The organism is Paenibacillus sp. AR247, from assembly GCF_002968895.1.
GTDB lineage: Bacteria > Bacillota > Bacilli > Paenibacillales > Paenibacillaceae > Paenibacillus_AQ > Paenibacillus_AQ favisporus.
Genome location: NZ_PCZT01000003.1, coordinates 1 through 22,028, shown reverse-complemented (window position 1 = coordinate 22,028; position 22,028 = coordinate 1). Strand labels below are relative to the sequence as shown.

Genomic DNA, 22,028 nt, shown 5'->3' with positions numbered 1-22,028 from the left:
GATCTATTCGGATTGCTCCTCGTAAAGTCAAGCTCGTTGTTGACTTGATCCGCGGTAAGCAAGTTGGTGAGGCCATCGCCATTCTCCGCCACACTCCGAAATCGGCTTCCCTGGTTGTGGAGAAGCTGCTGAACTCAGCGATCGCCAATGCTGAGCATAACTACTCGATGGATATTAACAGTTTGGTTGTGAGCCAGGTTTTCGTTAACCAAGGCCCAACAATGAAGAGATTCCGTCCACGCGCCATGGGTCGTGCGAGCCGGATCAATAAACGCACCAGCCACATTACTTTGGTGGTATCTGAAAAATAAGGAGGGATAACGTGTGGGCCAAAAGGTAAATCCAGTCGGACTCCGTATCGGGATCATCCGTGATTGGGAATCGAAATGGTATGCTGGCAAAGATTTCGGTAATCTTTTGCTGGAAGATGTCAAAATCCGTGAATACCTGAAAAATAAATTGAAGGATTCTGCTGTTTCTCGCATCGAGATCGAGAGAGCGGCAAATCGTGTGAACGTCACTATCCACACTGCGAAACCAGGCATGGTTATCGGTAAAGGTGGTTCCGAAGTTGAAGTACTTCGCAGCCAAGTTACGAAAATTGCAGGCGGTAAAAAAGTTCACATCAACATCTCTGAAATTAAACATGCTGACCTGGACGCTGTCCTGGTTGCAGAAAGCATTGCTCAGCAATTGGAACGCCGTGTTTCTTTCCGTCGTGCTCTGAAACAAGCGATCCAAAGAACGATGCGTTCAGGCGCTAAAGGAATCAAAACTCAAGTGGGCGGACGTCTTGGCGGCGCCGAGATCGCTCGTTCGGAAGGCTACAGTGAAGGAACTGTTCCACTTCATACGCTTCGTGCTGACATCGACTACGGTACGGCTGAGGCGCATACAACTTATGGCCGTCTCGGCGTAAAAGTATGGATCTATCGTGGAGAGGTTCTTCCTACGGCTAAGAAACAAGCTGCTCAGGAAGGAGGCAACTAATCATGTTGGTACCAAAACGTGTAAAACACCGCAAGCAACAACGCGGTCACATGAAGGGTATGGCAAAAGGCGGAACTGAACTGAACTTCGGTGAATTCGGTTTGCAAGCACTGGAGCCAACTTGGATCACGAACCGTCAGATCGAAGCTGCGCGTATTGCGATGACGCGTTACATCAAACGTGGCGGTAAAGTATGGATTAAGATTTTCCCTGACAAGCCGATTACTCAAAAACCTCTTGAGGTTCGTATGGGTAGCGGTAAAGGTAACGTTGAGAAATGGGTCGCAGTTGTCAAACCAGGCAAGATTATGTTTGAACTTGGAGGCGTGTCTGAGGAAATCGCTCGCGAAGCGATGCGTCTCGCCGCTCACAAGCTGCCGATCAAAACGAAGTTTGTGAAACGTGAAGAATTGGGTGGTGAAGCAAATGAAAGCTAATGATCTGCGTAACTTGACCACTGCAGAAATCGAGCAAAAGATTGCGGGCTTTAAAGAGGAACTCTTTAACCTCCGTTTTCAATTGGCTACCGGACAGCTTGATAACCCAACTCGGATCCGTGATGTACGCAAGGAAATAGCTCGTGCTAAAACCGTCATCCGTGAAAGAGAACTTGGGATTAGTTAATAGATCACAGCCGTGCTCGTCTGTAATCAGGAAGGAGGCTAACTATGAGCGAAGAACGCAATGCGAAGAACGCAATGCTCGTAAAGTGCAAATCGGTAAAGTTGTCAGTGACAAAATGGATAAAACCATTGTAGTAGCCGTTGAAACTTACAAAAAGCATGATCTCTACCACAAGCGCATTAAATACACGAAGAAATTTAAAGCGCATGATGAGAACAACACAGCACAAATCGGAGATACCGTTAAAATCATGGAAACTCGTCCACTCTCTAAAGACAAACGTTGGAGACTGGTAGAAGTCGTTGAAAAAGCGGTTATCATCTAAAGATAGAGTTAGTTTTTCCGAAAGGAGGAAATTTCAATGATTCAACCATTTACACGTCTTCAAGTAGCTGACAACTCTGGTGCGAAGGAACTGATGTGTATCCGCGTGCTGGGTGGTACGGGACGTCGTACAGCAGCCATCGGTGATTTGATCGTTTGCTCCGTCAAACAAGCAACACCAGGCGGCGTTGTCAAAAAAGGTGATGTTGTTAAAGCTGTTGTGGTTCGTACGAAGCGTTCTGTACGCCGCAAAGACGGATCTTACATCTCTTTTGACGAAAACGCAGCGGTTGTTGTTAAAGAAGACAAAAGCCCGCGCGGAACTCGTATTTTCGGACCAGTGGCTCGCGAACTTCGCGACAAAGATTTCATGAAAATCGTTTCCTTGGCACCGGAAGTAATCTAATAGCTGACCGAAAGTGAAAAAGGTTCTGGAATCGCACAGCAACAAACTGCACGTGAAGAAAGAAGATACGGTTATGGTCATCAGCGGTAAAGACAAAGGCAAAAAAGGCCGTGTCATCGCAGCGTATCCTCGTGAAAACCGTGTGCTTGTCGAAGGCGTGAACATGGTGAAGAAACACCAAAAGCCGAACCAATCCAACCCTCAAGGCGGAATCATCGAGCAGGAAGCACCGATCCATGTATCCAACGTGATGCATATCGATCCGAAGAGCGGCAAAGTAACCCGTATCGGTTACAAAACGCTGGATAACGGTAAAAAGGTCCGTGTTGCGAAGAAGTCCGGAGAGGTTATCGACTAATCGAATCGTTAAGAAAGGAGGTTCATAATTCATGGCAGCAAGAATGAAAGAACGTTTTTTGAATGAAGTTACTCCTGCTTTGATGCAGAAGTTCAGTTATTCTACGGTAATGCAGGTACCTAAAATCGAGAAGGTTGTCATCAACATGGGTGTGGGTGATGCCGTATCCAACTCGAAAGTACTGGATGCCGCAGTTAATGATATGCAGCTGATTGCTGGTCAAAAGCCGGTAATTACTCGTGCTAAAAAATCCATCGCCGGATTCAAACTGCGTGAGAATATGCCGATCGGTGTGAAGGTAACACTGCGCGGAGAGCGTATGTACTACTTCCTGGACAAATTGTTCAACGTTACCCTTCCACGTGTCCGTGACTTCCACGGCGTGTCTACCAAAGCATTTGATGGACGCGGCAACTACACGCTTGGCCTCAAGGAACAGCTGATCTTCCCTGAGATCGAGTATGATAAAGTTGATAAAGTCCGTGGTATGGATATCGTTATCGTAACGACGGCTAAAACTGACGAAGAGTCCCGCGAGCTGCTCGCTCAATTGGGAATGCCTTTTGCGAAGTAATTCGCAAATCCATTTCTCCGAAAATTTTTAGGAGGTGTCAGGCTAAGTGGCAAAAACTTCGATGAAAGTAAAACAACAACGTACGCCTAAGTTTAAAGTGCGTGCTTATACACGCTGCGAACGTTGCGGTCGTCCACATTCGGTACTGCAAAAGTTCAAAATTTGCAGAATTTGTTTCCGTGAATTAGCTTATAAAGGCCAGATCCCTGGCGTGAAAAAAGCAAGCTGGTAAGAAGTTTACAATCGGGAAGGAGGTTCACACAAAATGACTATGTCTGATCCAATTGCAGATATGCTGACTCGTATTCGTAACGCCAACACTGTGCGTCACGAAACGGTTGAAATGCCTGCTTCGACGATGAAAAAACAAATCGCTGACATTTTGAAGCGTGAAGGTTTCATCCGTGATGCAGAATATATCGATGACAACAAACAAGGGATTATCCGTGTTTTCCTGAAATACGGTGCCAACAATGAACGCGTCATCTCCGGTTTGAAGAGAATCAGTAAACCAGGTCTGCGCGTGTACACGAAGAGCAACGAAATTCCTCGTGTCCTCGGCGGTTTGGGTATTGCGATTATCTCCACATCCAAGGGAGTTATGACCGACAAAGAAGCTCGTCAATCCAAAGCTGGCGGAGAAGTTGTCTGCTACGTTTGGTAATACACGTCACAGAACAAGGAGGTGCAACACATGTCCCGTATTGGTCGCAAACCAATCGCAGTACCAAGCGGTGTGGATATCACACTGAACAATTCCGTTATTACGGTTAAAGGACCGAAAGGATCTTTGACTCGTGAACTTCATAAAGACATGAAGGTAACGGTAGAAAACAACGAAATCGTCGTTGAGCGCCCATCCGACAACAAAGCGCATCGTTCGCTTCACGGCACGACCCGCAGCGTTGTCAACAATATGGTGAGCGGAGTAACAGAAGGCTTTTCGAAATCTCTGGAATTGGTTGGGGTCGGATATCGTGCAAGCAAGTCTGGAGATAAGATCGTCCTGAACGTTGGTTACTCTCATCCGGTTGAAATCACTCCAGAACCAGGTATCGAGTTCGAAGTGCCTGCAAATACGAAAATCATCGTTCGCGGTATCGACAAAGAGCGCGTAGGTGCATACGCCGCTAAAATCCGTTCCGTTCGCGAGCCTGAGCCTTACAAAGGTAAAGGGATTAAGTATGAAGGTGAGCGCATTATCCGTAAGGAAGGTAAAGCAGGTAAGAAGAAATAAGCGATTATTTCTTAAGCCTTCTTTACCCCGTGCGTCTTAAAGTGAAGCTGTCATGGCAAAACTGAAAGGAGTGAAAGGGAAGACATGATTACAAAAGAGGATAAGAACAAGGCTCGTCTCAAACGTCATCTGCGTGTACGCAAGAAGATCCAAGGTACTGCTGAACGCCCACGTTTGAACGTATTCCGTTCTTCTAAACATATCTACGCTCAACTGATCGACGACGTAGCTGGCGTAACCATCGTTTCTGCATCTACTGTTGATAAAGAAATTAGCGGTTCCGTGAAAAACGGCGGCAGCGTTGAGGCTGCTCGTCAAGTCGGCGAACTCGTTGCTAAGCGTGCGAAAGAAAAAGGTCATACTTCGATCGTATTCGACCGCGGAGGATACCTGTACCATGGACGGATTCAAGCTCTGGCTGATGCAGCTCGCGAAGCAGGCTTGGAATTCTAAGAATTTCTAAAAAGGAGGTAAACGACTTGCGTGTAGATCCTAACACTTTGGAACTGACTGAAAGAGTGGTTAATATTAACCGCGTTGCTAAAGTAGTAAAAGGCGGACGCCGTTTCAGCTTCAGCGCGCTGGTAGTTGTCGGTGACGGCAAAGGCTGGGTTGGTGCTGGTATCGGTAAAGCAGGCGAAGTTCCTGACGCCATCCGCAAAGGCATCGAAGATGCTAAGAAAAATCTGATTCACGTTCCTCTCGTTGGAACATCAATTCCTCACCTGGTCACTGGCCACTTTGGTGCTGGACGCGTTCTTTTGAAACCAGCGTCTGAAGGTACTGGAGTTATCGCCGGCGGTCCTGTGCGTGCCGTACTGGAGCTGGCAGGTGTAGGTGACATCTTGACAAAATCTTTGGGTTCTTCGAACTCCATGAACATGGTCAACGCGACTTTGGAGGGCTTGTCCCGTCTGAAGCGTGCTGAAGATGTAGCCAAATTGCGTGGCAAATCTGTCGAAGAGCTGCTCGGTTAAGGAGGGAATGTCATGGCTAAACTTCAAATTACCCTCGTCCGCAGTTTGATCGGCCGTCCTGAAACTCAGCGCACGACTGTAAAAACTCTCGGCTTGCGTAAATTAAATTCGACGGTGGTTCATAACGACAATCCTGCAATTCGCGGAATGATCAACAAAGTGAGCCACTTGGTATCTGTTACTGAAATTGAAGGTTAATCTTGCAACAAGATTAACCTAGAAATATTAAGGAGGTGCAACGAACGATGAAGTTACACGAACTTTCCTCAGCTGCTGGATCCCGCAAAGAACGCAAACGTGTTGGCCGTGGAACAAGTAGCGGTACTGGTAAAACATCTGGCCGTGGTCACAAAGGTCAAAACGCTCGTTCTGGCGGCGGTGTGCGTCCTGGCTTCGAAGGTGGGCAAAACCCATTGTATCGTCGTCTGCCGAAACGTGGATTTGTAAATCCTACGCGGAAAGAGTATGCGATCGTGAACATCGAGGAACTGAACAGCTTTGCAGAGGGTACTGAAGTAACTCCTGAGTTTTTGGTGGAAAGCGGCGTCGTGAAAAACACGAAGAGCGGCATCAAAATTCTTGGTAATGGCGAAGTAACCGTAAAATTGACTGTAAAAGCAAACAAGTTCTCTCAATCTGCGGTAGAGAAAATCGAGGCTGCCGGCGGTAAAACCGAGGTGATCTAATGTTTAAGACCCTGAAGAATATATGGCGGGTTGAGGACCTACGCAAGAGAATCTTGTTCACCTTGTTTGTACTGATCATTTACCGTATCGGTTCATTCGTTCCTGTTCCAGGCGTTGATAAAACGGTCCTGGAGCAAACGAATCAGCAGGGTAGCGAGTTGTTTGGTCTCTTAAACACGTTCTCGGGAGGAGCGCTTCATCAGTTCTCCATCTTTGCCCTCGGGATCGTGCCGTATATTACCTCGTCCATCATCGTGCAGTTGTTGTCGATGGATGTCGTCCCGAAACTTGCCGAATGGGCTAAACAAGGCGAGCACGGGAAGAAGAAGTCAGCGCAATTGACACGCTATGGTACGATAGTATTGGGCCTGATTCAGTCGTTTGCGATGGCCATCGGTTTTAACCGGTTGTACGGTACGCAAATGATTCCTAACGCCACCTTCGTGGATTACCTGCTCGTTGCGATCGTATTGACCGCAGGTACTGCATTCCTGATGTGGCTTGGTGAACAAATTACTGAAAAAGGAATCGGTAATGGTATTTCCATTCTGATTTTTGCAGGGATTGTCGCTAACATCCCGATGTATATCCGGAGTACAGCGAGTTCCAACTTTATTCAAGATGGTCAGGTATTTATGAATACACTCAAGACGATCATCATACTTATTGTGATCGTGGCGATTATTGCGGGTGTCATTTACATCCAGCAAGCGATTCGTAAAATTCCTGTGCAGTATGCAAAACGTGTGGTAGGCAACAAAATGTACGGCGGACAGAATACGCACATTCCGCTCAAGATCAATGCTGCGGGCGTTATTCCAGTCATCTTCGCCGTATCCCTGCTGCAGTTCCCTACCATTATCGCAGGATTCTTTAACACTTATGCTTGGGCCCAATGGATCCAAACAAACTTGCGATATGATTACCCTCTTGGTATGGTGCTGTATGTTCTGATGATCATTGGTTTCACTTTCTTCTACACATTCGTGCAGATGAATCCAAACCAAATGGCTGATAACATGAAGAAAAACGGTGGCTACATTCCTGGCATTCGCCTGGTAAAGCGACTGAGAAGTACCTGACCCGCGTAAGTCCTGGTAAAGCGACTGAGAAGTACCTGACCCGCGTAATGCCCGGTTAACGATGACCGGCGCCATCTTCCTGGCCGTTATTTCTCTGCTTCCGATTGGTTTCGGTACGCTTGCCGGTCTGCCGAACTCGGTGAAAATCGGGGGAACTTCACTGCTCATCGTCATCGGTGTGGCATTGGATACAATGAAGACCATCGAAAGTCAATTGATTAAGCGCCATTACAAAGGCTTTATCAATAAATAGTAATAGGTCCCGGTGAAGTCCATTGAACTTCCCGGTGCTTATTGCGTTGTTTCTTGTAACGGTAGTGTTTGGAGGGAGAGAGAAACGTGAACATACTATTCATGGGACCTCCTGGGGCAGGTAAGGGAACACAGGCGGAAGTCATTGTCAATGAATTCGGCATTCCCCATATTTCGACAGGCGATGCATTTCGTTTGGCGATTAAACAGGGAACTCCCATCGGGAAGAAAGCCAAAGAATACATGGACCAAGGACTCCTGGTACCGGATGATGTAACGATCGGCATTGTTGAAGAACGTCTGCAGCAGTCCGATTGCGAAAAAGGTTTTTTATTGGACGGCTTTCCAAGAACCCTTTCGCAAGCGGAAGCGCTGGATGAAATTCTTAGCAGACTGAACACGAAGCTTGATCATGTCATCAACCTGAAAGTGGACCGCGACAAGCTGATGGCGCGCCTTACGGGACGCCGGATCTGCAAGAACTGCGGTGCGACTTATCATGTGATTTTCAACCCGCCAAAACAGGAAGGTGTATGTGATAAATGCGGAGGCGAACTGTATCAGCGCTCGGATGATAACGAAGAGAGCGTAGGTACCCGCCTGGACGAATATATCAACAAAACAGCACCGCTCCTTACGTTTTATGAGAACAAAGGTCTTTTGCGTCAGATCGATGGGGATCAGGAAATCGGTACGGTATCCGATGAAATCGTATCGGTACTGCGAGGTTAATTGTAATGATCATTTGTAAGTCCGAAACGGAACTTGGCTTTATGAGGGAGGCCGGACGGATCGTTGCGGAAACGCATCGCCTCATGGCCAAACACATCGAGCCGGGGATCACTACCGGAGAACTTGATCGGATTGCAGACCACTACATTCGCAGTCAACATGCGCTGCCGTCTTTTAAAGGCTACAATGGTTTTCCTGCCAGCATTTGCGCTTCAGTCAATGATCAATTGGTGCACGGATTTCCCGGCAAACGCAAATTAAACGAAGGCGACATTATTACGCTAGACATCGGTGCGCAGTACCGTGGTTACCATGGAGACTCCGCTTGGACCTATCCTGTAGGGAGCATTTCGGAGGAAGCCCAGCGTCTGCTGGACGTCACCGAAAGGTCTTTATATGCAGGCTTAGAGCTTGTCAAACCTGATGTGCGCCTGTTTACGATCTCGCATGCCATTCAACGCGTGATTGAAGATGCCGGCTTCTCGGTTGTCCGGGAGTATGTCGGGCACGGTGTTGGGGCAGAACTGCATGAAGAACCACAAATTCCGAACTTTGGCACGCCGGACCGAGGGCCTCGGCTTAAACCCGGCATGGTGTTGGCGATCGAACCGATGGTCAATGCCGGATCAAGGTATGTTAAGACGCTGGAAGACAACTGGACGGTCGTTACGGTTGACGGCTCCCTGTGTGCCCATTTTGAGCATACGGTGGCTGTGACGCCGGACGGCATGGAGATTTTCACAAAACTGGATGTGTAGGTGATCGTTCTTGAGCAATCAAAGCAGCCCACAAATCGGTCAAATTGTGAAGATCCTGAAAGGCAAGGATGCCGGACAGCTCGCCGTGGTCGTATCCATAGCTGACAGCAGATTTGTGTATATAGCTGACGGGGACAAACGAAAGTTTGACCAGTGCAAGAAGAAGAATCTATTGCATCTGGAACCCCAAAAGTTTATCAGCAGTGAGGTTGTTGACAGTTTAAAAGAAAGCGGTCGGGTCACAAACGGAAAGCTGCGTTATGCAGTGATGAAGTTTATGAAGTCCACCGAATCCCAAGCTGAAGAGAAAGGAGACTGACTGTGGCCAAAGAAGATGTTATTGAAGTGGAAGGCACGGTTCTTGAACCATTGCCGAATGCAACGTTCAAGGTCGAACTGGAGAACGGTCATCAGATTCTTGCCCATGTTTCCGGTAAGCTGCGGATGCACTTTATCCGTATTCTGACAGGCGACAAAGTGGTCGTTCAGTTATCGCCTTATGATCTAACCAAAGGTCGTATAACTTATCGTAAATAGCAATTCCGTTTCCTTTAGGGGAAACGTTCAGGATGTTAAACATCCCGTTTGCAGCAATTAACGTAGTGAACATTTTATCCGGACCTGGTCCGGTTGACTCCGAGTCATCCTACGAAGAGAGTTTTGCTTGGCAAAACTTTAGGGAGGTAATGAACATGAAGGTAAGACCTTCTGTAAAGCCCATGTGCGAAAAATGCAAAGTCATTCGTCGCAAAGGTACTGTAATGGTTATCTGTGAAAATCCGAAGCACAAACAAAAACAAGGTTAAGAGAAGGGGGTGTAGCGTAAAATGGCTCGTATAGCTGGTGTGGATTTGCCACGTGACAAACGCGTTGAGATCGCCTTGACTTATATTTTCGGAATCGGTAAAACGACTTCCCAGAAAATTCTGAGCGAAACAGGCATCAATCCGGACACTCGTGTTCGTGATTTGACGGAAGATGAAGTCAGCAAATTGCGTGAAACGATCGACAAAGGGGTTAAGGTTGAAGGTGACCTGCGTCGTGAAATTTCCTTAAATATTAAGCGTCTCGTTGAAATCGGATGCTATCGTGGTGTGCGTCATCGCCGCGGTCTGCCGGTTCGTGGACAACGTACTAAAACCAATGCTCGTACACGGAAAGGCCCTCGTCGTACTGTAGCGAACAAGAAGAAATAATAAGGGGGGATAAAAGACAATGGCTAAACCGAAAAAAGTCGTACGTACTAAACGTCGTGACCGTAAAAATATTGAATCTGGCGTGGCTCATATCCGTTCCACGTTCAACAATACGATCGTAACGATCACGGATCCTCACGGTAACGCAATTTCTTGGGCAAGCTCCGGCGGCCTCGGATTCAAAGGTTCCCGTAAATCCACTCCGTTTGCTGCGCAAATGGCTGCTGAAACAGCTGCCAAAGCTGCAATGGAACATGGTATGAAGGCAGTTGAGGTTATGGTTAAAGGTCCAGGTGCAGGCCGTGAAGCAGCGATCCGTTCTTTGCAAGCTGCTGGTCTGGAAGTCAACCTGATCAAAGACGTAACTCCAATTCCTCACAACGGTTGCCGCCCGCCAAAACGTCGTCGTGTCTAATTGATAGTCAACCTGGGAATGTGGTATAAAACCGGCACAATCTGCTAATAATGGTTGTTTAGGCATACTACATGGATACACTTGAACAAGGTGACAGTTTCATATAGGAGCGACGTTTGAAGGAGGGGTACTTGCGTGATTGAAATCGAAAAGCCGAAAATTGAGACCGTAGACGTCAGTGAAGACGGAGCCTATGGAAAATTTGTGGTAGAGCCGCTGGAACGAGGATATGGAACGACTCTGGGGAATTCACTTCGCCGGATTCTGCTCTCCTCGCTGCCTGGCGCGGCCGTTACATCTGTTCAGATTGACGGTGTGCTTCATGAATTCTCAACGGTTCCGGGCGTCATGGAAGACGTAACGGAAATTATTCTGAACCTGAAGGCTCTTTCCCTGAAAATTCATTCGGACGAAGAGAAAGTGTTCGAAATCGATGCTGAGGGCGAAGGAGTCGTGACGGCAGGAGACATCCGGGCGGACAGCGATGTGGAAATTCTTAATCCGGACCTGCATATTGCTACACTGGGTCCTGGATCGAGACTCCATATGCGTATTTTTGCTAACCGCGGTCGTGGCTATGTCCAAGCAGATAAGAATAAACGTGATGATCAACCCATTGGCGTCATCCCGGTCGATTCTATCTATACCCCGATTAGCCGCGTGAATTACGGCGTGGAGAATACGCGGGTTGGTCAAGTGACCAACTACGACAAATTGACGCTTGAAGTATGGACTGATGGCAGCATCAGACCAGAAGAGGCGGTTAGCCTCGGCGCCAAAATTTTGACCGAGCATTTGATGCTGTTCGTGGGTCTCACGGACGAAGCAAAAGATGCGGAGATCATGGTCGAAAAAGAAGAAGACAAAAAAGAAAAAGTGCTTGAGATGACAATCGAAGAGCTGGATCTCTCCGTACGTTCTTACAACTGTCTCAAACGTGCCGGTATCAATACGGTACAAGAGCTGACCACGAAAACCGAAGAAGATATGATGAAAGTCCGCAACCTGGGCCGCAAATCTTTGGAGGAAGTTCAAGAGAAGCTCGAAGAGCTCGGTTTGGGACTCCGTACAGAAGAATAGCATCTTAGGATTGTTAGCGAAGGAGGGGAAAACATGGCATACCAAAAGTTGGGCCGCGATTCCAGCGCACGTAAAGCTTTGTTCCGTGACCTGGTAACCGACCTGTTCTTATACGAGCGTATCCAAACGACAGAAGCGAAAGCGAAAGAAGTTCGCACGATCGCTGAAAAGCTGATCACGAAAGCAAAGAAGGGTGATCTTCATGCCCGTCGCCAAGTGGCAGCATTCGTTCGTCGTGAAACGGTAGATGGGGAGCAAGACGCAATCCAAAAACTGTTCAGCGAGCTGGCTACACGTTACGCTGAGCGTCCAGGCGGATACACACGTATCCTGAAGCTCGGACCTCGTCGCGGTGATTCCGCGCCTATGGTTTATTTGGAACTGGTTGACCGCGCGTAAACTGATGAGGATGAGGAAAGGGTGGAAGGAATCCATGATTCTGATCAAACCCTTTTTTTCACTTCTAGGGACGTGTCTAAGGAGCTCCTGAAGGGAGCTTCTTTTTCTGAAAAGAAGCAGCCGGTTCATCCGAGCCAGAATACAGGAACGGCTCCGCCGTGATATGCGGTGGGGCCGTTTTTGTGTAAAAATGCCCGAATGGATAGGATTCCCGTTTATCGGGAAACCATGCGGTATCGGATTCAGGAGGTTTAAGAAATGCGCAACCTATGCATGAAGGTCAGTTATGACGGTACAGATTACTGCGGGTTCCAGACCCAGCCGGACGGCAGCACGGTCCAGGATGCCCTGGAGAAGGCGATCAAGCTGCTGACAGGGGAAGAGGTCAAGATTCACGCTTCCGGGCGTACAGACGCCGGTGTGCATGCTCGCGGCCAGGTGTTTAACTTCATCACCTCTTCCGATATTCCCGTCGAGCGTTGGTGCATCGCCCTCAACTCGCGGCTCCCCCAAGACATTATCGTCTGGGAGGCGGCGGAAGTTCCGCTGGAGTTCCACTCCAGAAGGTCGGCCAAACGGAAGACGTACCGGTATACCATCAATGCCAACCAGTTTCCGGATCTGTTCCAGAGACGAACCCAATTCCATCATCCCGTCAAGCTGGACATTGCGGCAATGGCGGAAGGATTGAAGCATCTGATCGGGACTCATGACTTTACTTCCTTTGCTTCGCGCCATTCTACGAAACCTTCCCATATCCGGACGTTGTATGAGGCCGAGCTCGTGGTAGATGATTCCATGTGCCGTCCAGGGACTCGGGATCAGGGGCTAATCCATATCTACGTCACAGGAAGCGGCTTTCTTCAGCATATGGTCCGCATTATCGTGGGGACGCTGCTGGAGATCGGGAAAGGCCGCAAGAAGCCCGGAGATATGCCGGCGATCCTGGAAGCCAAGGACCGGTCCAAAGCGGGGCCTACAGCCGTCGCCAAGGGACTGATTTTATGGAACGTCGAGTATGAAGCGGCTAATGAAAATAATTTAAAATCAGCTTGCGATTTGCCTGGCGATACTGTAGAATAAAAGTTGTGTTTTCTTAATGGCTTTCCCACAGCCCCAGTTAAGAGATTCACATTCCTAACATGAAAATTAACTTTTTAACAATGACAATTGAACGAAGATAAATGATTTTCGGACGAAACCAAGGAGGAACTATTCATGCGTACGACCTATATGGCCAAGCCAAATGAAGTAGAGCGCAAATGGCACATCATTGATGCCGAAGGCAAAACGCTCGGACGTCTGGCGAGCGAAGTAGCGGCTCTGATCCGCGGCAAACACAAGCCACAATTCACCACTCATGTTGACACAGGTGACTTCGTTGTCATCATCAACGCTGAGAAGATACACCTGACAGGCAAGAAGCTTCAGAACAAGAAATACTACCGTCACTCCCTGCATCCAGGTGGTTTGAAAGTGACAAACGCTCAGGATCTGCTGAACAGCAAGCCAGAACGTGTATTGGAATCCGCTGTTCACGGTATGCTTCCTAAAACTCGCATGGGCGAGAAAATGAAGCTGAGACTGAAAGTATACGCAGGTACTGAACATCCGCATGCAGCACAAAACCCAGAAGTTTACGAACTTCGCGGCTAATTAAAAGGAGGACAGTTTCATGGCACAAGTACAATACTATGGGACAGGTCGTCGTAAACATTCGGTAGCTCGTGTTCGCCTTGTACCGGGTGAAGGACGCATTGTCATTAATAAACGTGATATCAACGAATACTTCGGTTTGGAAACCCTCAAACTGATCGTAAAACAACCACTGACTTTGACTGAAACGCTGGGACAATACGACGTGCTCGTTATTGCCAACGGCGGCGGCATTTCCGGCCAAGCCGGAGCCATTCGCCACGGGATCTCCCGCGCTCTGCTGAAAGCAGATCCGGAATACCGTCCAGCTCTGAAAAAAGCAGGCTTCCTGACTCGTGACCCACGGATGAAAGAACGTAAAAAATACGGTCTCAAAGCCGCTCGTCGCGCGCCACAGTTCTCGAAACGTTAATATTTACTTTTATGTACAAATCGCCCTGGCCATTACTGGTCTAGGGCGATTTTTTGTTGTCTTTAACGTAAGGGACATCTCGCTCCGCCCTTAGTACTCTCAGCCGTTTTATTGGCTCAGCACGTTTATCGCGTCGTCCAAATTATGAATATCCCCCACGGCCGACTTGTGAAATACCTCATTGTGACAGGTGGCGCATTCCACATGAATGTTGCAGTAGTCCAGGCCATCATCATTTTTACCGTCCGTCCACCATACATTGAACTGATCGGATAGCTGGCTGCAGGTCTCGCAAAACAGCGGCCCGCTCACATTTTTCAGTTGATGCGAAGATACGATCACCAAGAACACTCCTTCCCAATAATCTAGTGTATATAGCCCAATGTTGCTGTGGCCCGATGCCCTCTGTACACAGCGGCGTATACAGCTTGTCAGCCCCAAATCCCTTTACCGGATTAGTATGTCATCCCCAAAAGTACGTTTATGCATAGGGGAATGCGAAGAAATTGGCATATGAGCCCCTTATTCAAAATCTTTATTCCAAAATGATAAAAAATACGGCGAAAAGGAATTGACAACCAGCAGTTTTACTTTATACTTGTGATTAATCATATTATTTCAGTAGGGATTATTGTGAATTACAAACGATACTTTTATTCAGAATGGAGGCATCTGGTATGAATTTGCTCGAAAAAGAACAATGGATCCAGAAACAAGCCGAAGAAATGGAACATGCTACGGCTGAAGAATTGATCCGACTTGCGGTGGAGACATTCCCGAACATTACGTTTGCCTGCAGCTTTGGTGCTGAAGACGTCGTGCTCGTTGATATTTTGCAAAAGGTAAGCCCATCGACCGACATCTTTTACCTCGATACCGATTTCCACTTTAAAGAAACGTACGAAACCCGGGACCGCCTGGCCGCCAAATATGGCATTGAGTTCGTAAGAGTATCGCCGAAGCTGACACCCGAAGAGCAGGCGGCTGCCCATGGCGAAGAACTGTGGAAATCCGATCCTAACGCATGCTGCAACATCCGTAAGGTAGAGCCTTTGACCCGGATCTTGTCCCAGTACGACGCTTGGATTACCGGCATTCGCCGCGATCAGGCGCCTACCCGGGCTAACGCCAAGAAGGTGGAATACGACAACAAATTCGGACTTGTTAAGTTCAACCCGCTGGCTGACTGGACTTCCGACGACGTATGGCACTACATTCGTGAAAACCAGGTATTCTACAACCCGCTTCACGACATGAACTTCCCGAGTATCGGATGCATGCACTGCACGCGTGCAGTTGCCCCTGGAGAAGATCCTCGTGCAGGACGCTGGGCAAACAGTGACAAAATTGAATGCGGACTTCATAAGTAATAAATAACGGACCAGAAGAAGGGGAGCGAAAAGATGACAGCGATTCAGCCTCACGGAGGTACCTTGATTAACCGTATTGCTGAAGGCCAGGCCAGAGAAGAGCTGCTGCAAGCTGCGGCCGGTTTTAAACAGATTCCTGTGAATACTTGGACGATTTCGGATATCGATCTGATTGGCGTAGGCGCTTTTTCCCCGCTGACGGGTTTTATGAATGAGCAGGATTACCAGTCGGTCGTCGACCGCATGAGGCTGGCGGACGGCACGGTATGGAGCATTCCGATTACGCTGGCTGTGGACGATGAGAAGGCTGCGGAACTCGCCGTAGGCGACAAGGCAGCTCTCGTAGGAGCCGAAGACGGGGTGGTGTATGCCGTCCTTGATGTCGAGAGCATTTACAGCGTCGATCAGACCGCTGAAGCCACCAAGGTATTCAAGGCAAGCGATTCCGAGCATCCTGGCGTTAAGAAGCTGTTTGAGCGCCCGTCGAACTATGTGGGCGGAAGCATTCAAGTGCTGAACCGTCCGAAACCGGCCAAGTTTGGCGAGTTTTATTTTGATCCGGCGGAGACGCGTCGTATTTTTGCAGAGAAGGGATGGAAGAAGGTTGTCGGCTTCCAGACCCGTAACCCGGTTCACCGGGCTCATGAGTACATCCAGAAGAGTGCGCTTGAGATTGTCGATGCGCTGTTCCTGAACCCGCTCGTTGGCGAGACCAAGTCGGATGACGTTCCGGCCAACGTCCGGATGAAAAGTTATCTGGTCCTGCTCGAAAACTACTACCCGGCCGATCGTACGTTCCTTGGCGTGTTCCCGGCTGCTATGCGTTATGCCGGCCCGAGAGAAGCCATTTTCCATGCGATGGTCCGCAAAAATTACGGCTGCACCCATTTTATTGTCGGCCGCGACCATGCCGGCGTAGGCGACTACTACGGCACCTATGAAGCCCAGGAAATTTTCTCGAATTTCACGGCAGAAGAACTCGGCATTACTCCGCTGTTTTTCGAACACAGCTTCTTCTGCAAAAAGTGCGGCAATATGGCATCCAGCAAAACCTGCCCGCATCCGAAGGAAGATCATTTGACCTTGTCCGGTACGAAGGTACGCGGCCTTCTGCGGGACGGCGTCTGCCCGCCACCGGAATTTACCCGTCCTGAGGTCGCTAAGATTTTGATCGAAGGGATGTCCGCACAAGTATCTTCATAAAGTACTATTTGTCCACCTCGCCCCATATAGATGTGTAGAGTCGATATGGGGAACGGAGGTGGATTTTTTATGTCCAAGCAGGGACGAAAGAAACAGGTGCTGTGGATCCGGGTAAGCACGGTCAAAAAAGCGCTGATCGGCCTCTGCCTGCTGATTGTTTTTATTGCGGTGGCCACATACCAAATACCTGCCGCAAAGACGACGGGTTCCCTGGGCCTGCCCCTGTCGGGGAAAGTAATCGCACTGGATGCCGGTCACGGCGGGCCGGACGGAGGTGCCGTCAGCAAGCAGGGCGTAATCGAAAAAGACATTAACCTGGCGATCGCCCTATATCTGCGCGACTATTTGCAGCAGGCGGGTGCGATCGTCGTGATGACCCGAGAAGGTGACTACGACCTGGCCGGCGATACGAGAGGGTACTCCAAACGGAAGACAGAGGATTTGAAGCAGCGGGCCAAGTTCATTGAGGACAAGCATGCGGATCTGTTTTTGAGCATTCACATGAACAGCTTTCCGTCGAACCGATACCGTGGCGCCCAGACGTTTTATTATCCGAATCATCCGGACAACGCAGGACTGGCTGCATTAATTCAGGATGAGATTAAGCGGAACCTCGAAAATACGGACAGGGTGGCCAAAACGGTGAATACGGTATATCTGCTTCAAGCGCTGAAAATGCCTTCGGCTCTGGTGGAGGTAGGATTCCTGTCCCATCCGCAGGAGTCGGAGCTGCTCAGGGATGAGAGCTACCAGCGCAAGGTCGCCGCATCGGTCTACAAGGGGGTTCTCCGGTATTTGTCCGGCGAGAAGGCGAAAGTGTCGTCAGAAAATCCTTGAGAATGGTATAATAGCACCTGAGGCTTTAGATGGAACTTAAGATGAATACTATAAAGCAGAGGTGCTGCCAGCATGTTATCACGTGAGCAAGTGCAACAGCTATTACAGCCAATCGTCGAGCCTGTCACAGGGAAGAGCCTGATTGAGCTGCAAATGATAAGAGATATCGTTGTGAAGGAAAGCCGGATTTCACTATCGGTCATCACCTTAGACAAGCGTGAGGATTACGCCAAGGCGCTTGAGAGTGACATCCGGGGACGGCTTGGGGGCGCAGAGGGTGCGGAGATTCACATCCGGATGCGGGAGGCTAACGAGCTGGAACGCGAGAAAATATTAGGCGAGTCGGCGCGCATGCGCCAGGAGGACGAGGATAAGCTCGTCAAAGGACATGCCGCCGGGCTGGAGCACAACCAGCTGCTGCAGGATCCGAACGTCCATTTTATCGCGGTAGCAAGCGGTAAGGGCGGCGTCGGCAAATCGACGGTGACCGTCAACCTGGCTGCAGCCTTGGCCCGTATGGGCAAGCGCGTAGGGCTTATTGACGCCGACATTTACGGCTTCAGCGTGCCGGATATGATGGGGATTGAAGAGGGGCCGGTGGTAGAGGACAACACCATCATCCCTGTGGAGCGCTTTGGCGTGAAGGTGATGTCGATGGGCTTCTTTATCCGTGAGAACAACCCCGTCATTTGGCGCGGTCCGATGCTCGGCAAAATGCTGCACCAATTTTTCGGCGACGTCGGTTGGGGACAGCTCGATTATATGCTGCTTGACTTGCCGCCGGGAACGGGCGATGTGGCCCTTGACGTTCATCAGATGCTGCCGCAGAGCAAGGAGATCATCGTCACGACACCGCACGCTACTGCTGCTTTCGTAGCCGCTCGTGCCGGAGCCATGGCGCTTCAGACCAATCATGACATTTTGGGCGTCGTCGAAAATATGGCTTATTACGAGTGCTCAGACTGCGGCAAGCGGGATTACGTATTCGGACGGGGCGGAGGCGGACAATTGGCGGAAACGCTTCATACGGAATTGCTGGCGCAGCTGCCGCTTGGAGCGCCGGATAACCATGTCTCCGAACCGGACTTCTCACCGTCTGTATATAAGGCGGACACGCCGACGGGTCAGATCTACAGTCAATTGGCCGCATCGATTGTTGCCAAGTGCGAGCAATAAACCATTCATTTGCTTCATCACAGCAAAAAAAGCCCCAATCGGGGCTTTTTTTTATGCCGTTAACTTCCTCCACCGCCGCCATCGCCGTTTTCCTTGCTGCCGCCTTCACTGCTGCCTTGGTCCCCGCCTTCTTGACCTTTACTCCCGCCTTTCTTTTGCGATTTCTCGACTTTAGGCTGGAGTTCTTGGGTCACGACATCCTTCAGCATGTTCATGACTTCTATTTTGAACAACGGGTTCTGCATGGCTTCCTGCATGACGGTCATTGACTGCTTGCGGTATTCAGGAGTCTTGGTAATATCCAGGAACATTTTCATGACTTCGGGTGACTTCATAATATCGGCGACGGATTGCTGATAAGTAGGATCTTTGATCAACTGCATATGCAGCTGCTTGTTCTGCGAGCTGATGGCTTTGGCGAAGTCCCCGGCAAACTGGGGATCCGTCATGATCTTTTCAAACTCTTTCTTGTACTCCGGAGCGGTAATGGTGTCTTTAACGGCCGTCCGGATTTGCTCTCCGGCTTGAAGGGACATCATCTGCATACCGAGCCCCGAACCAGAACCGGAGCCGCTGCTGCCCGAACCGCTGCCGCCGCCTTTCAGGGCATCCTCGACGGCTTTCTTGCCTTCATCGCTCTTCAGGATATCGACAACCATCGTTTTCATCTCTTTATAATCGCTCTGGGGCGGGGCATAGCTCTGTTCCGAACCACAGCCTGTCAGAGCCGCGGAAATACCGAGAAAAAGCGCACATAAACCGATAACCGGCCACTTCATCTGTGTTGTCCTCCTTTGCTTCAGATCCTGTTTGTAGTATGGCATCCGAAAATTCGAAATATGTCGAGGCATGGATGGTTTTTTATTGTGAACGTTGGTAAAATAAAGTCTTGGGGGTGCAGAATATTTGAACTTAAAAAGATGGATGACATTATTTTGGAAAACGCTGCTTGCCGGCTCCATAGGGGCGATTGTGGCCGGGGTGCTGCTGCAGTTTGGAAGCGGTATAATTAAATTTAAGGGGCCAGCGGATTACTTGTTTTATCTGGTCATTTTATTCGGGTACGGCCTGATGGTCAGCGTCTATTCCCAGCTTGGCTTCTTCGCTTATATGATTTTGAATTACACAGCCATCGGGGTGTTCCCTAAGAAAGTATGGCAGTACATACAGCTTGTCCTCGCGGTTTTGGCGCTGCTTGAAGTCATGTTTTTCCGCTCCTTCGTCGGGAAGGAGAACAGCCAGCTTTCCGACTTGGTTGTCGGCATATCGATCCTTGTCGTAGCCATTGTTGTAGCTTATTTTAAGGCGAAAGCGACCAATCCGACGGCTTGGATACCGACAATCTTCTTCATGACGGCGATCACGATCGTGGAGCTGGTGGGAGGACTGAAAATCGGCGTCAACAACGCCACAGTCTTTATTCTGGTTCCGCTGATCGTCTGCAATGCTTACCAAATTTTAATCCTTCATAAAGTGTTGAACGCAAAAAAGAGCTAAGATCCTTAGCTCTTTTTTCTCTGCTTATCATTACATGCCGGCTGCGTCATCAATGGCTTGCTGCATCGCCGCTTGGTCGTGAATCTCTTTTCCCTTGGTATCCGCTTGGCTGAGCAGATCGGACACGGTTACGAATTCGTATCCCTGCTTGCGGAGCTCATCAATAATGACCGGGAGCGCTTCATGGGTCTGCTTGACTGAGTCGCTCGCATGGAGAAGCACGATATCTCCGGGGTGGGCCTTCGACACTACGCGGTTAACGATATTTTGCGCACCGATGTTTTTCCAGTCCTGGGAATCGGTATCCCACTGGATGACCTTATAATTTAGGCTGTCTGCGATCTTCAATACCCGCTTGTCAAAATCCCCGTTGGGGAGGCGGAGGAGATTGGGTTCCTTGCCGGTCAAATCGGTTAATATAGAATTGGCGGTGATCAGCTGCTTGCGAATTTCTTCGTCGCTCAGCGTGCTGTAATTCACGTGCTTGTGGCCGTGGCTACCGATTTCAAACCCGCTGTTTTTGATGTCATTTACGATATCCGGATGGCTTTTTCCCCAAGGGGAGGATATAAAGAAAGTAGCCTTCTGCACATTCTTGTCCTTCAGAACCTTCAGAATGGGCTCTGCCCGCTTTTCCCCCCAGCTGATATCAAACGTCAGGGCGATCACTTTCTTCTCGGTAGGGACGCTGTAAATGGCTGCTGGAGCCCCCTCAGAGAATACCGTGATGTTGTCGCTCTCGACATAGATGATACCGATGGCAAAATTCATATGCTCTTAAGCTCCCCTTTCCGTACATCAGCATTTTGCACTGTCGTCCGTTATAGCAAAGGGTTTTTATTAATAGGCTGTAATGATCCCCTTTAACGAATCTCAGGAAAAATGCTCATGTAAAGCTTGTTTACTTCAATGTATGCTCGTACTTGGGACTTATTACTATGAGGAGGTAATCGTTTGCTTCGTTTGAGTACATTTATAAGAGACTTGATGTCGATCAAAAAAACATTGTTGTTTGCCGTATTGCTTTTTGCTGCTGGAGTGGCGGCCGGGTGGATCAGTACCGGGGCTTTGGCCGAACTGGTGAACCAGCAGCTAAGCGGGTTGAGGGAGGTCAGCGGTAATCTGCAGAACTCTAAGCATCCGCAGTGGAGCTTCTTCGGATTTATTTTTCTCAATAACAGTATTAAAGGCGTTCTGATCATTTACTTGGGTCTTCTGGTGGGAATACTGCCCGTGATGTTTCTGCTGGTTAACGGAATGGTTATAGGTTATTTGGTACACAGTTTAAGCGCCCAAGGAGAGAGTATTGCCGATCTAGTCATCAGGGGGCTCCTGCCGCACGGAATTATTGAAATACCGGCGATTATCATCGCTTGCGCCTACGGCATTAAAATGGGAAGCTGGGTCATCAGCGGAATTTATCCGAGAAGGAGAGCATGGGGCAGGGAAGGTGAGGGAGTGCTGCGAAAATCGGTTACAGCCGCCTTTTGGGTCGTCATCCTGCTGTTTGCTGCCGCAATTATTGAAAGTACCGTTACCTATGCCTTGATGCAGAATTAGTATTTTGTAAATTGCGATTCATAAATTTCCCAAAAGTTGAGCATAACAGTAAGACGATAAAACCATTTCCGTTCCGATTATGGACGTTCAGGTATAAATCTACAGGGGGGCCAGTTCTAATATGTTGGGTATGCTATTTAACGAGAAGGAATGTAAGGAATTAGATTATGTGCTGCGGAAGGAGCTGGACGAGATGCTGTTCGACTTAAGCGATCAGCGATTGGATC

Annotated in this window: 36 protein-coding genes and 1 pseudogene; 34 read left to right on the top strand and 3 right to left on the bottom strand. The window is 49.0% G+C overall.

The genetic code is table 11. The features are described 5' to 3' along the window. From rplV to rpsI, 28 genes and pseudogenes are all read left to right on the top strand, one after another. Window positions 1–311: 50S ribosomal protein L22 (rplV, locus tag CPT76_RS03045; protein ID WP_258168031.1), on the top strand; the 311-nt coding region annotated here is incomplete at its 5' end. A gap of 13 nt (window positions 312–324) precedes the next feature. Then, window positions 325–990, top strand: coding sequence for a 30S ribosomal protein S3 (gene rpsC / locus CPT76_RS03040; RefSeq protein WP_105441900.1), 666 nt, complete (start codon window positions 325–327; stop codon window positions 988–990). A 2-nt stretch (window positions 991–992) separates the two neighbouring features. Further along, window positions 993–1,427 (top strand): 50S ribosomal protein L16, encoded by a 435-nt coding sequence (rplP, locus tag CPT76_RS03035; protein WP_076176742.1) that lies wholly within the window; start codon window positions 993–995, stop codon window positions 1,425–1,427. After that, a complete protein-coding gene (gene rpmC / locus CPT76_RS03030; RefSeq protein WP_076176743.1) occupies window positions 1,417–1,614 on the top strand; it encodes a 50S ribosomal protein L29 in 198 nt (65 codons plus the stop codon). Before rplP ends, rpmC begins: the two co-directional genes overlap by 11 nt. Window positions 1,615–1,639: 25 nt before the next feature. Next, window positions 1,640–1,939 carry a 30S ribosomal protein S17 gene (rpsQ, locus tag CPT76_RS03025; protein WP_258168035.1) on the top strand — a complete coding sequence of 100 codons (300 nt, stop codon included), beginning with the start codon at window positions 1,640–1,642 and terminating at the stop codon, window positions 1,937–1,939. Between the two features lie 36 nt (window positions 1,940–1,975). Continuing rightward, a complete protein-coding gene (rplN, locus tag CPT76_RS03020; protein WP_076176744.1) occupies window positions 1,976–2,344 on the top strand; it encodes a 50S ribosomal protein L14 in 369 nt (122 codons plus the stop codon). 13 nt (window positions 2,345–2,357) lie between these two features. Beyond that, window positions 2,358–2,702: a 50S ribosomal protein L24 gene (gene rplX, locus CPT76_RS03015; RefSeq protein ID WP_105441899.1), complete on the top strand. Its 345-nt coding sequence runs from the start codon at window positions 2,358–2,360 to the stop codon at window positions 2,700–2,702. Window positions 2,703–2,733: 31 nt separating this feature from the next. Continuing rightward, on the top strand, window positions 2,734–3,276 hold the full coding sequence (rplE, locus tag CPT76_RS03010; RefSeq protein ID WP_076176746.1) for a 50S ribosomal protein L5: 543 nt from the start codon (window positions 2,734–2,736) through the stop codon (window positions 3,274–3,276). A gap of 46 nt (window positions 3,277–3,322) precedes the next feature. Then, complete coding sequence (locus tag CPT76_RS03005) at window positions 3,323–3,508, top strand: type Z 30S ribosomal protein S14 (protein ID WP_013312154.1); 186 nt, start codon at window positions 3,323–3,325, stop codon at window positions 3,506–3,508. Window positions 3,509–3,541: 33 nt separating this feature from the next. Continuing rightward, the gene (gene rpsH, locus CPT76_RS03000; protein WP_076176747.1) at window positions 3,542–3,940 is read left to right on the top strand and encodes a 30S ribosomal protein S8; all 399 of its coding nucleotides are present in this window, start codon (window positions 3,542–3,544) and stop codon (window positions 3,938–3,940) included. Window positions 3,941–3,970: 30 nt separating this feature from the next. Then, complete coding sequence (gene rplF / locus CPT76_RS02995; protein WP_076176748.1) at window positions 3,971–4,513, top strand: 50S ribosomal protein L6; 543 nt, start codon at window positions 3,971–3,973, stop codon at window positions 4,511–4,513. An 84-nt stretch (window positions 4,514–4,597) separates the two neighbouring features. Further along, entirely contained in the window at window positions 4,598–4,966 is a 369-nt protein-coding gene (gene rplR, locus CPT76_RS02990) for a 50S ribosomal protein L18 (protein WP_105441898.1), read from the top strand. Between the two features lie 26 nt (window positions 4,967–4,992). Next, window positions 4,993–5,490: a 30S ribosomal protein S5 gene (gene rpsE, locus CPT76_RS02985; RefSeq protein WP_076176750.1), complete on the top strand. Its 498-nt coding sequence runs from the start codon at window positions 4,993–4,995 to the stop codon at window positions 5,488–5,490. Window positions 5,491–5,502: 12 nt separating this feature from the next. Continuing rightward, window positions 5,503–5,688: a 50S ribosomal protein L30 gene (gene rpmD, locus CPT76_RS02980; RefSeq protein WP_076176751.1), complete on the top strand. Its 186-nt coding sequence runs from the start codon at window positions 5,503–5,505 to the stop codon at window positions 5,686–5,688. 47 nt (window positions 5,689–5,735) lie between these two features. Continuing rightward, window positions 5,736–6,176, top strand: coding sequence for a 50S ribosomal protein L15 (gene rplO / locus CPT76_RS02975; RefSeq protein ID WP_076176752.1), 441 nt, complete (start codon window positions 5,736–5,738; stop codon window positions 6,174–6,176). Next, window positions 6,176–7,511: pseudogene (gene secY, locus CPT76_RS02970) on the top strand (preprotein translocase subunit SecY). The gene rplO and the pseudogene secY overlap by 1 nt, the downstream one beginning before the upstream one ends. A gap of 86 nt (window positions 7,512–7,597) precedes the next feature. Further along, on the top strand, window positions 7,598–8,242 hold the full coding sequence (locus CPT76_RS02965) for an adenylate kinase (protein ID WP_076176754.1): 645 nt from the start codon (window positions 7,598–7,600) through the stop codon (window positions 8,240–8,242). A 5-nt stretch (window positions 8,243–8,247) separates the two neighbouring features. After that, window positions 8,248–9,000 (top strand): type I methionyl aminopeptidase, encoded by a 753-nt coding sequence (gene map, locus CPT76_RS02960; protein ID WP_094600163.1) that lies wholly within the window; start codon window positions 8,248–8,250, stop codon window positions 8,998–9,000. Window positions 9,001–9,010: 10 nt separating this feature from the next. After that, window positions 9,011–9,319 (top strand): KOW domain-containing RNA-binding protein, encoded by a 309-nt coding sequence (locus CPT76_RS02955; RefSeq protein WP_076176756.1) that lies wholly within the window; start codon window positions 9,011–9,013, stop codon window positions 9,317–9,319. A gap of 2 nt (window positions 9,320–9,321) precedes the next feature. After that, window positions 9,322–9,537: a translation initiation factor IF-1 gene (infA, locus tag CPT76_RS02950; RefSeq protein ID WP_017692098.1), complete on the top strand. Its 216-nt coding sequence runs from the start codon at window positions 9,322–9,324 to the stop codon at window positions 9,535–9,537. A gap of 155 nt (window positions 9,538–9,692) precedes the next feature. Further along, a complete protein-coding gene (gene rpmJ / locus CPT76_RS02945) occupies window positions 9,693–9,806 on the top strand; it encodes a 50S ribosomal protein L36 (protein WP_026688601.1) in 114 nt (37 codons plus the stop codon). 21 nt (window positions 9,807–9,827) lie between these two features. Continuing rightward, complete coding sequence (rpsM, locus tag CPT76_RS02940; RefSeq protein WP_076176757.1) at window positions 9,828–10,196, top strand: 30S ribosomal protein S13; 369 nt, start codon at window positions 9,828–9,830, stop codon at window positions 10,194–10,196. A gap of 19 nt (window positions 10,197–10,215) precedes the next feature. Next, window positions 10,216–10,611 (top strand): 30S ribosomal protein S11, encoded by a 396-nt coding sequence (gene rpsK / locus CPT76_RS02935; protein WP_009589209.1) that lies wholly within the window; start codon window positions 10,216–10,218, stop codon window positions 10,609–10,611. Window positions 10,612–10,746: 135 nt separating this feature from the next. Beyond that, window positions 10,747–11,691: a DNA-directed RNA polymerase subunit alpha gene (locus CPT76_RS02930; RefSeq protein ID WP_076176758.1), complete on the top strand. Its 945-nt coding sequence runs from the start codon at window positions 10,747–10,749 to the stop codon at window positions 11,689–11,691. Window positions 11,692–11,724: 33 nt separating this feature from the next. Next, a complete protein-coding gene (gene rplQ, locus CPT76_RS02925; RefSeq protein WP_076176759.1) occupies window positions 11,725–12,090 on the top strand; it encodes a 50S ribosomal protein L17 in 366 nt (121 codons plus the stop codon). Between the two features lie 258 nt (window positions 12,091–12,348). After that, on the top strand, window positions 12,349–13,173 hold the full coding sequence (truA, locus tag CPT76_RS02920) for a tRNA pseudouridine(38-40) synthase TruA (protein WP_105441897.1): 825 nt from the start codon (window positions 12,349–12,351) through the stop codon (window positions 13,171–13,173). A 135-nt stretch (window positions 13,174–13,308) separates the two neighbouring features. Continuing rightward, window positions 13,309–13,746: a 50S ribosomal protein L13 gene (gene rplM / locus CPT76_RS02915; RefSeq protein ID WP_105441896.1), complete on the top strand. Its 438-nt coding sequence runs from the start codon at window positions 13,309–13,311 to the stop codon at window positions 13,744–13,746. A gap of 19 nt (window positions 13,747–13,765) precedes the next feature. Continuing rightward, complete coding sequence (gene rpsI / locus CPT76_RS02910; RefSeq protein ID WP_076176762.1) at window positions 13,766–14,158, top strand: 30S ribosomal protein S9; 393 nt, start codon at window positions 13,766–13,768, stop codon at window positions 14,156–14,158. A gap of 108 nt (window positions 14,159–14,266) precedes the next feature. On the opposite strand, the gene CPT76_RS02905 is transcribed toward rpsI, so the two are convergent. Next, window positions 14,267–14,500, bottom strand: coding sequence for a hypothetical protein (locus CPT76_RS02905; protein ID WP_105441895.1), 234 nt, complete (start codon window positions 14,498–14,500; stop codon window positions 14,267–14,269). 335 nt (window positions 14,501–14,835) lie between these two features. On the opposite strand from CPT76_RS02905, the gene CPT76_RS02900 reads away from it, so the two are divergent. The 4 genes from CPT76_RS02900 to CPT76_RS02885 all read left to right on the top strand — a co-directional run bounded on the left by CPT76_RS02900 (window position 14,836) and on the right by CPT76_RS02885 (window position 18,744). After that, the gene (locus tag CPT76_RS02900) at window positions 14,836–15,528 is read left to right on the top strand and encodes a phosphoadenylyl-sulfate reductase (RefSeq protein WP_076176764.1); all 693 of its coding nucleotides are present in this window, start codon (window positions 14,836–14,838) and stop codon (window positions 15,526–15,528) included. Between the two features lie 33 nt (window positions 15,529–15,561). Then, the gene (sat, locus tag CPT76_RS02895; protein ID WP_105441894.1) at window positions 15,562–16,731 is read left to right on the top strand and encodes a sulfate adenylyltransferase; all 1,170 of its coding nucleotides are present in this window, start codon (window positions 15,562–15,564) and stop codon (window positions 16,729–16,731) included. A 69-nt stretch (window positions 16,732–16,800) separates the two neighbouring features. Next, window positions 16,801–17,568, top strand: coding sequence for an N-acetylmuramoyl-L-alanine amidase CwlD (cwlD, locus tag CPT76_RS02890; protein ID WP_076176766.1), 768 nt, complete (start codon window positions 16,801–16,803; stop codon window positions 17,566–17,568). Window positions 17,569–17,640: 72 nt separating this feature from the next. Beyond that, window positions 17,641–18,744, top strand: coding sequence for an Mrp/NBP35 family ATP-binding protein (locus tag CPT76_RS02885; RefSeq protein WP_105441893.1), 1,104 nt, complete (start codon window positions 17,641–17,643; stop codon window positions 18,742–18,744). 59 nt (window positions 18,745–18,803) lie between these two features. Here CPT76_RS02885 and gerD read toward each other — a convergent pair whose 3' ends face one another. Further along, complete coding sequence (gerD, locus tag CPT76_RS02880) at window positions 18,804–19,523, bottom strand: spore germination lipoprotein GerD (protein ID WP_105441892.1); 720 nt, start codon at window positions 19,521–19,523, stop codon at window positions 18,804–18,806. Between the two features lie 127 nt (window positions 19,524–19,650). Here gerD and CPT76_RS02875 point away from each other — a divergent pair, with 127 nt between their 5' ends. Continuing rightward, window positions 19,651–20,241: a KinB-signaling pathway activation protein gene (locus CPT76_RS02875; RefSeq protein ID WP_105441891.1), complete on the top strand. Its 591-nt coding sequence runs from the start codon at window positions 19,651–19,653 to the stop codon at window positions 20,239–20,241. Window positions 20,242–20,271: 30 nt separating this feature from the next. On the opposite strand, the gene pdaB is transcribed toward CPT76_RS02875, so the two are convergent. Further along, the gene (pdaB, locus tag CPT76_RS02870; RefSeq protein WP_105441890.1) at window positions 20,272–21,012 is read right to left on the bottom strand and encodes a polysaccharide deacetylase family sporulation protein PdaB; all 741 of its coding nucleotides are present in this window, start codon (window positions 21,010–21,012) and stop codon (window positions 20,272–20,274) included. A 183-nt stretch (window positions 21,013–21,195) separates the two neighbouring features. Between pdaB and CPT76_RS02865 the strand changes: the two genes are divergently transcribed. Continuing rightward, on the top strand, window positions 21,196–21,801 hold the full coding sequence (locus tag CPT76_RS02865) for a stage II sporulation protein M (RefSeq protein ID WP_105441889.1): 606 nt from the start codon (window positions 21,196–21,198) through the stop codon (window positions 21,799–21,801). Window positions 21,802–22,028 lie beyond the last annotated feature (227 nt).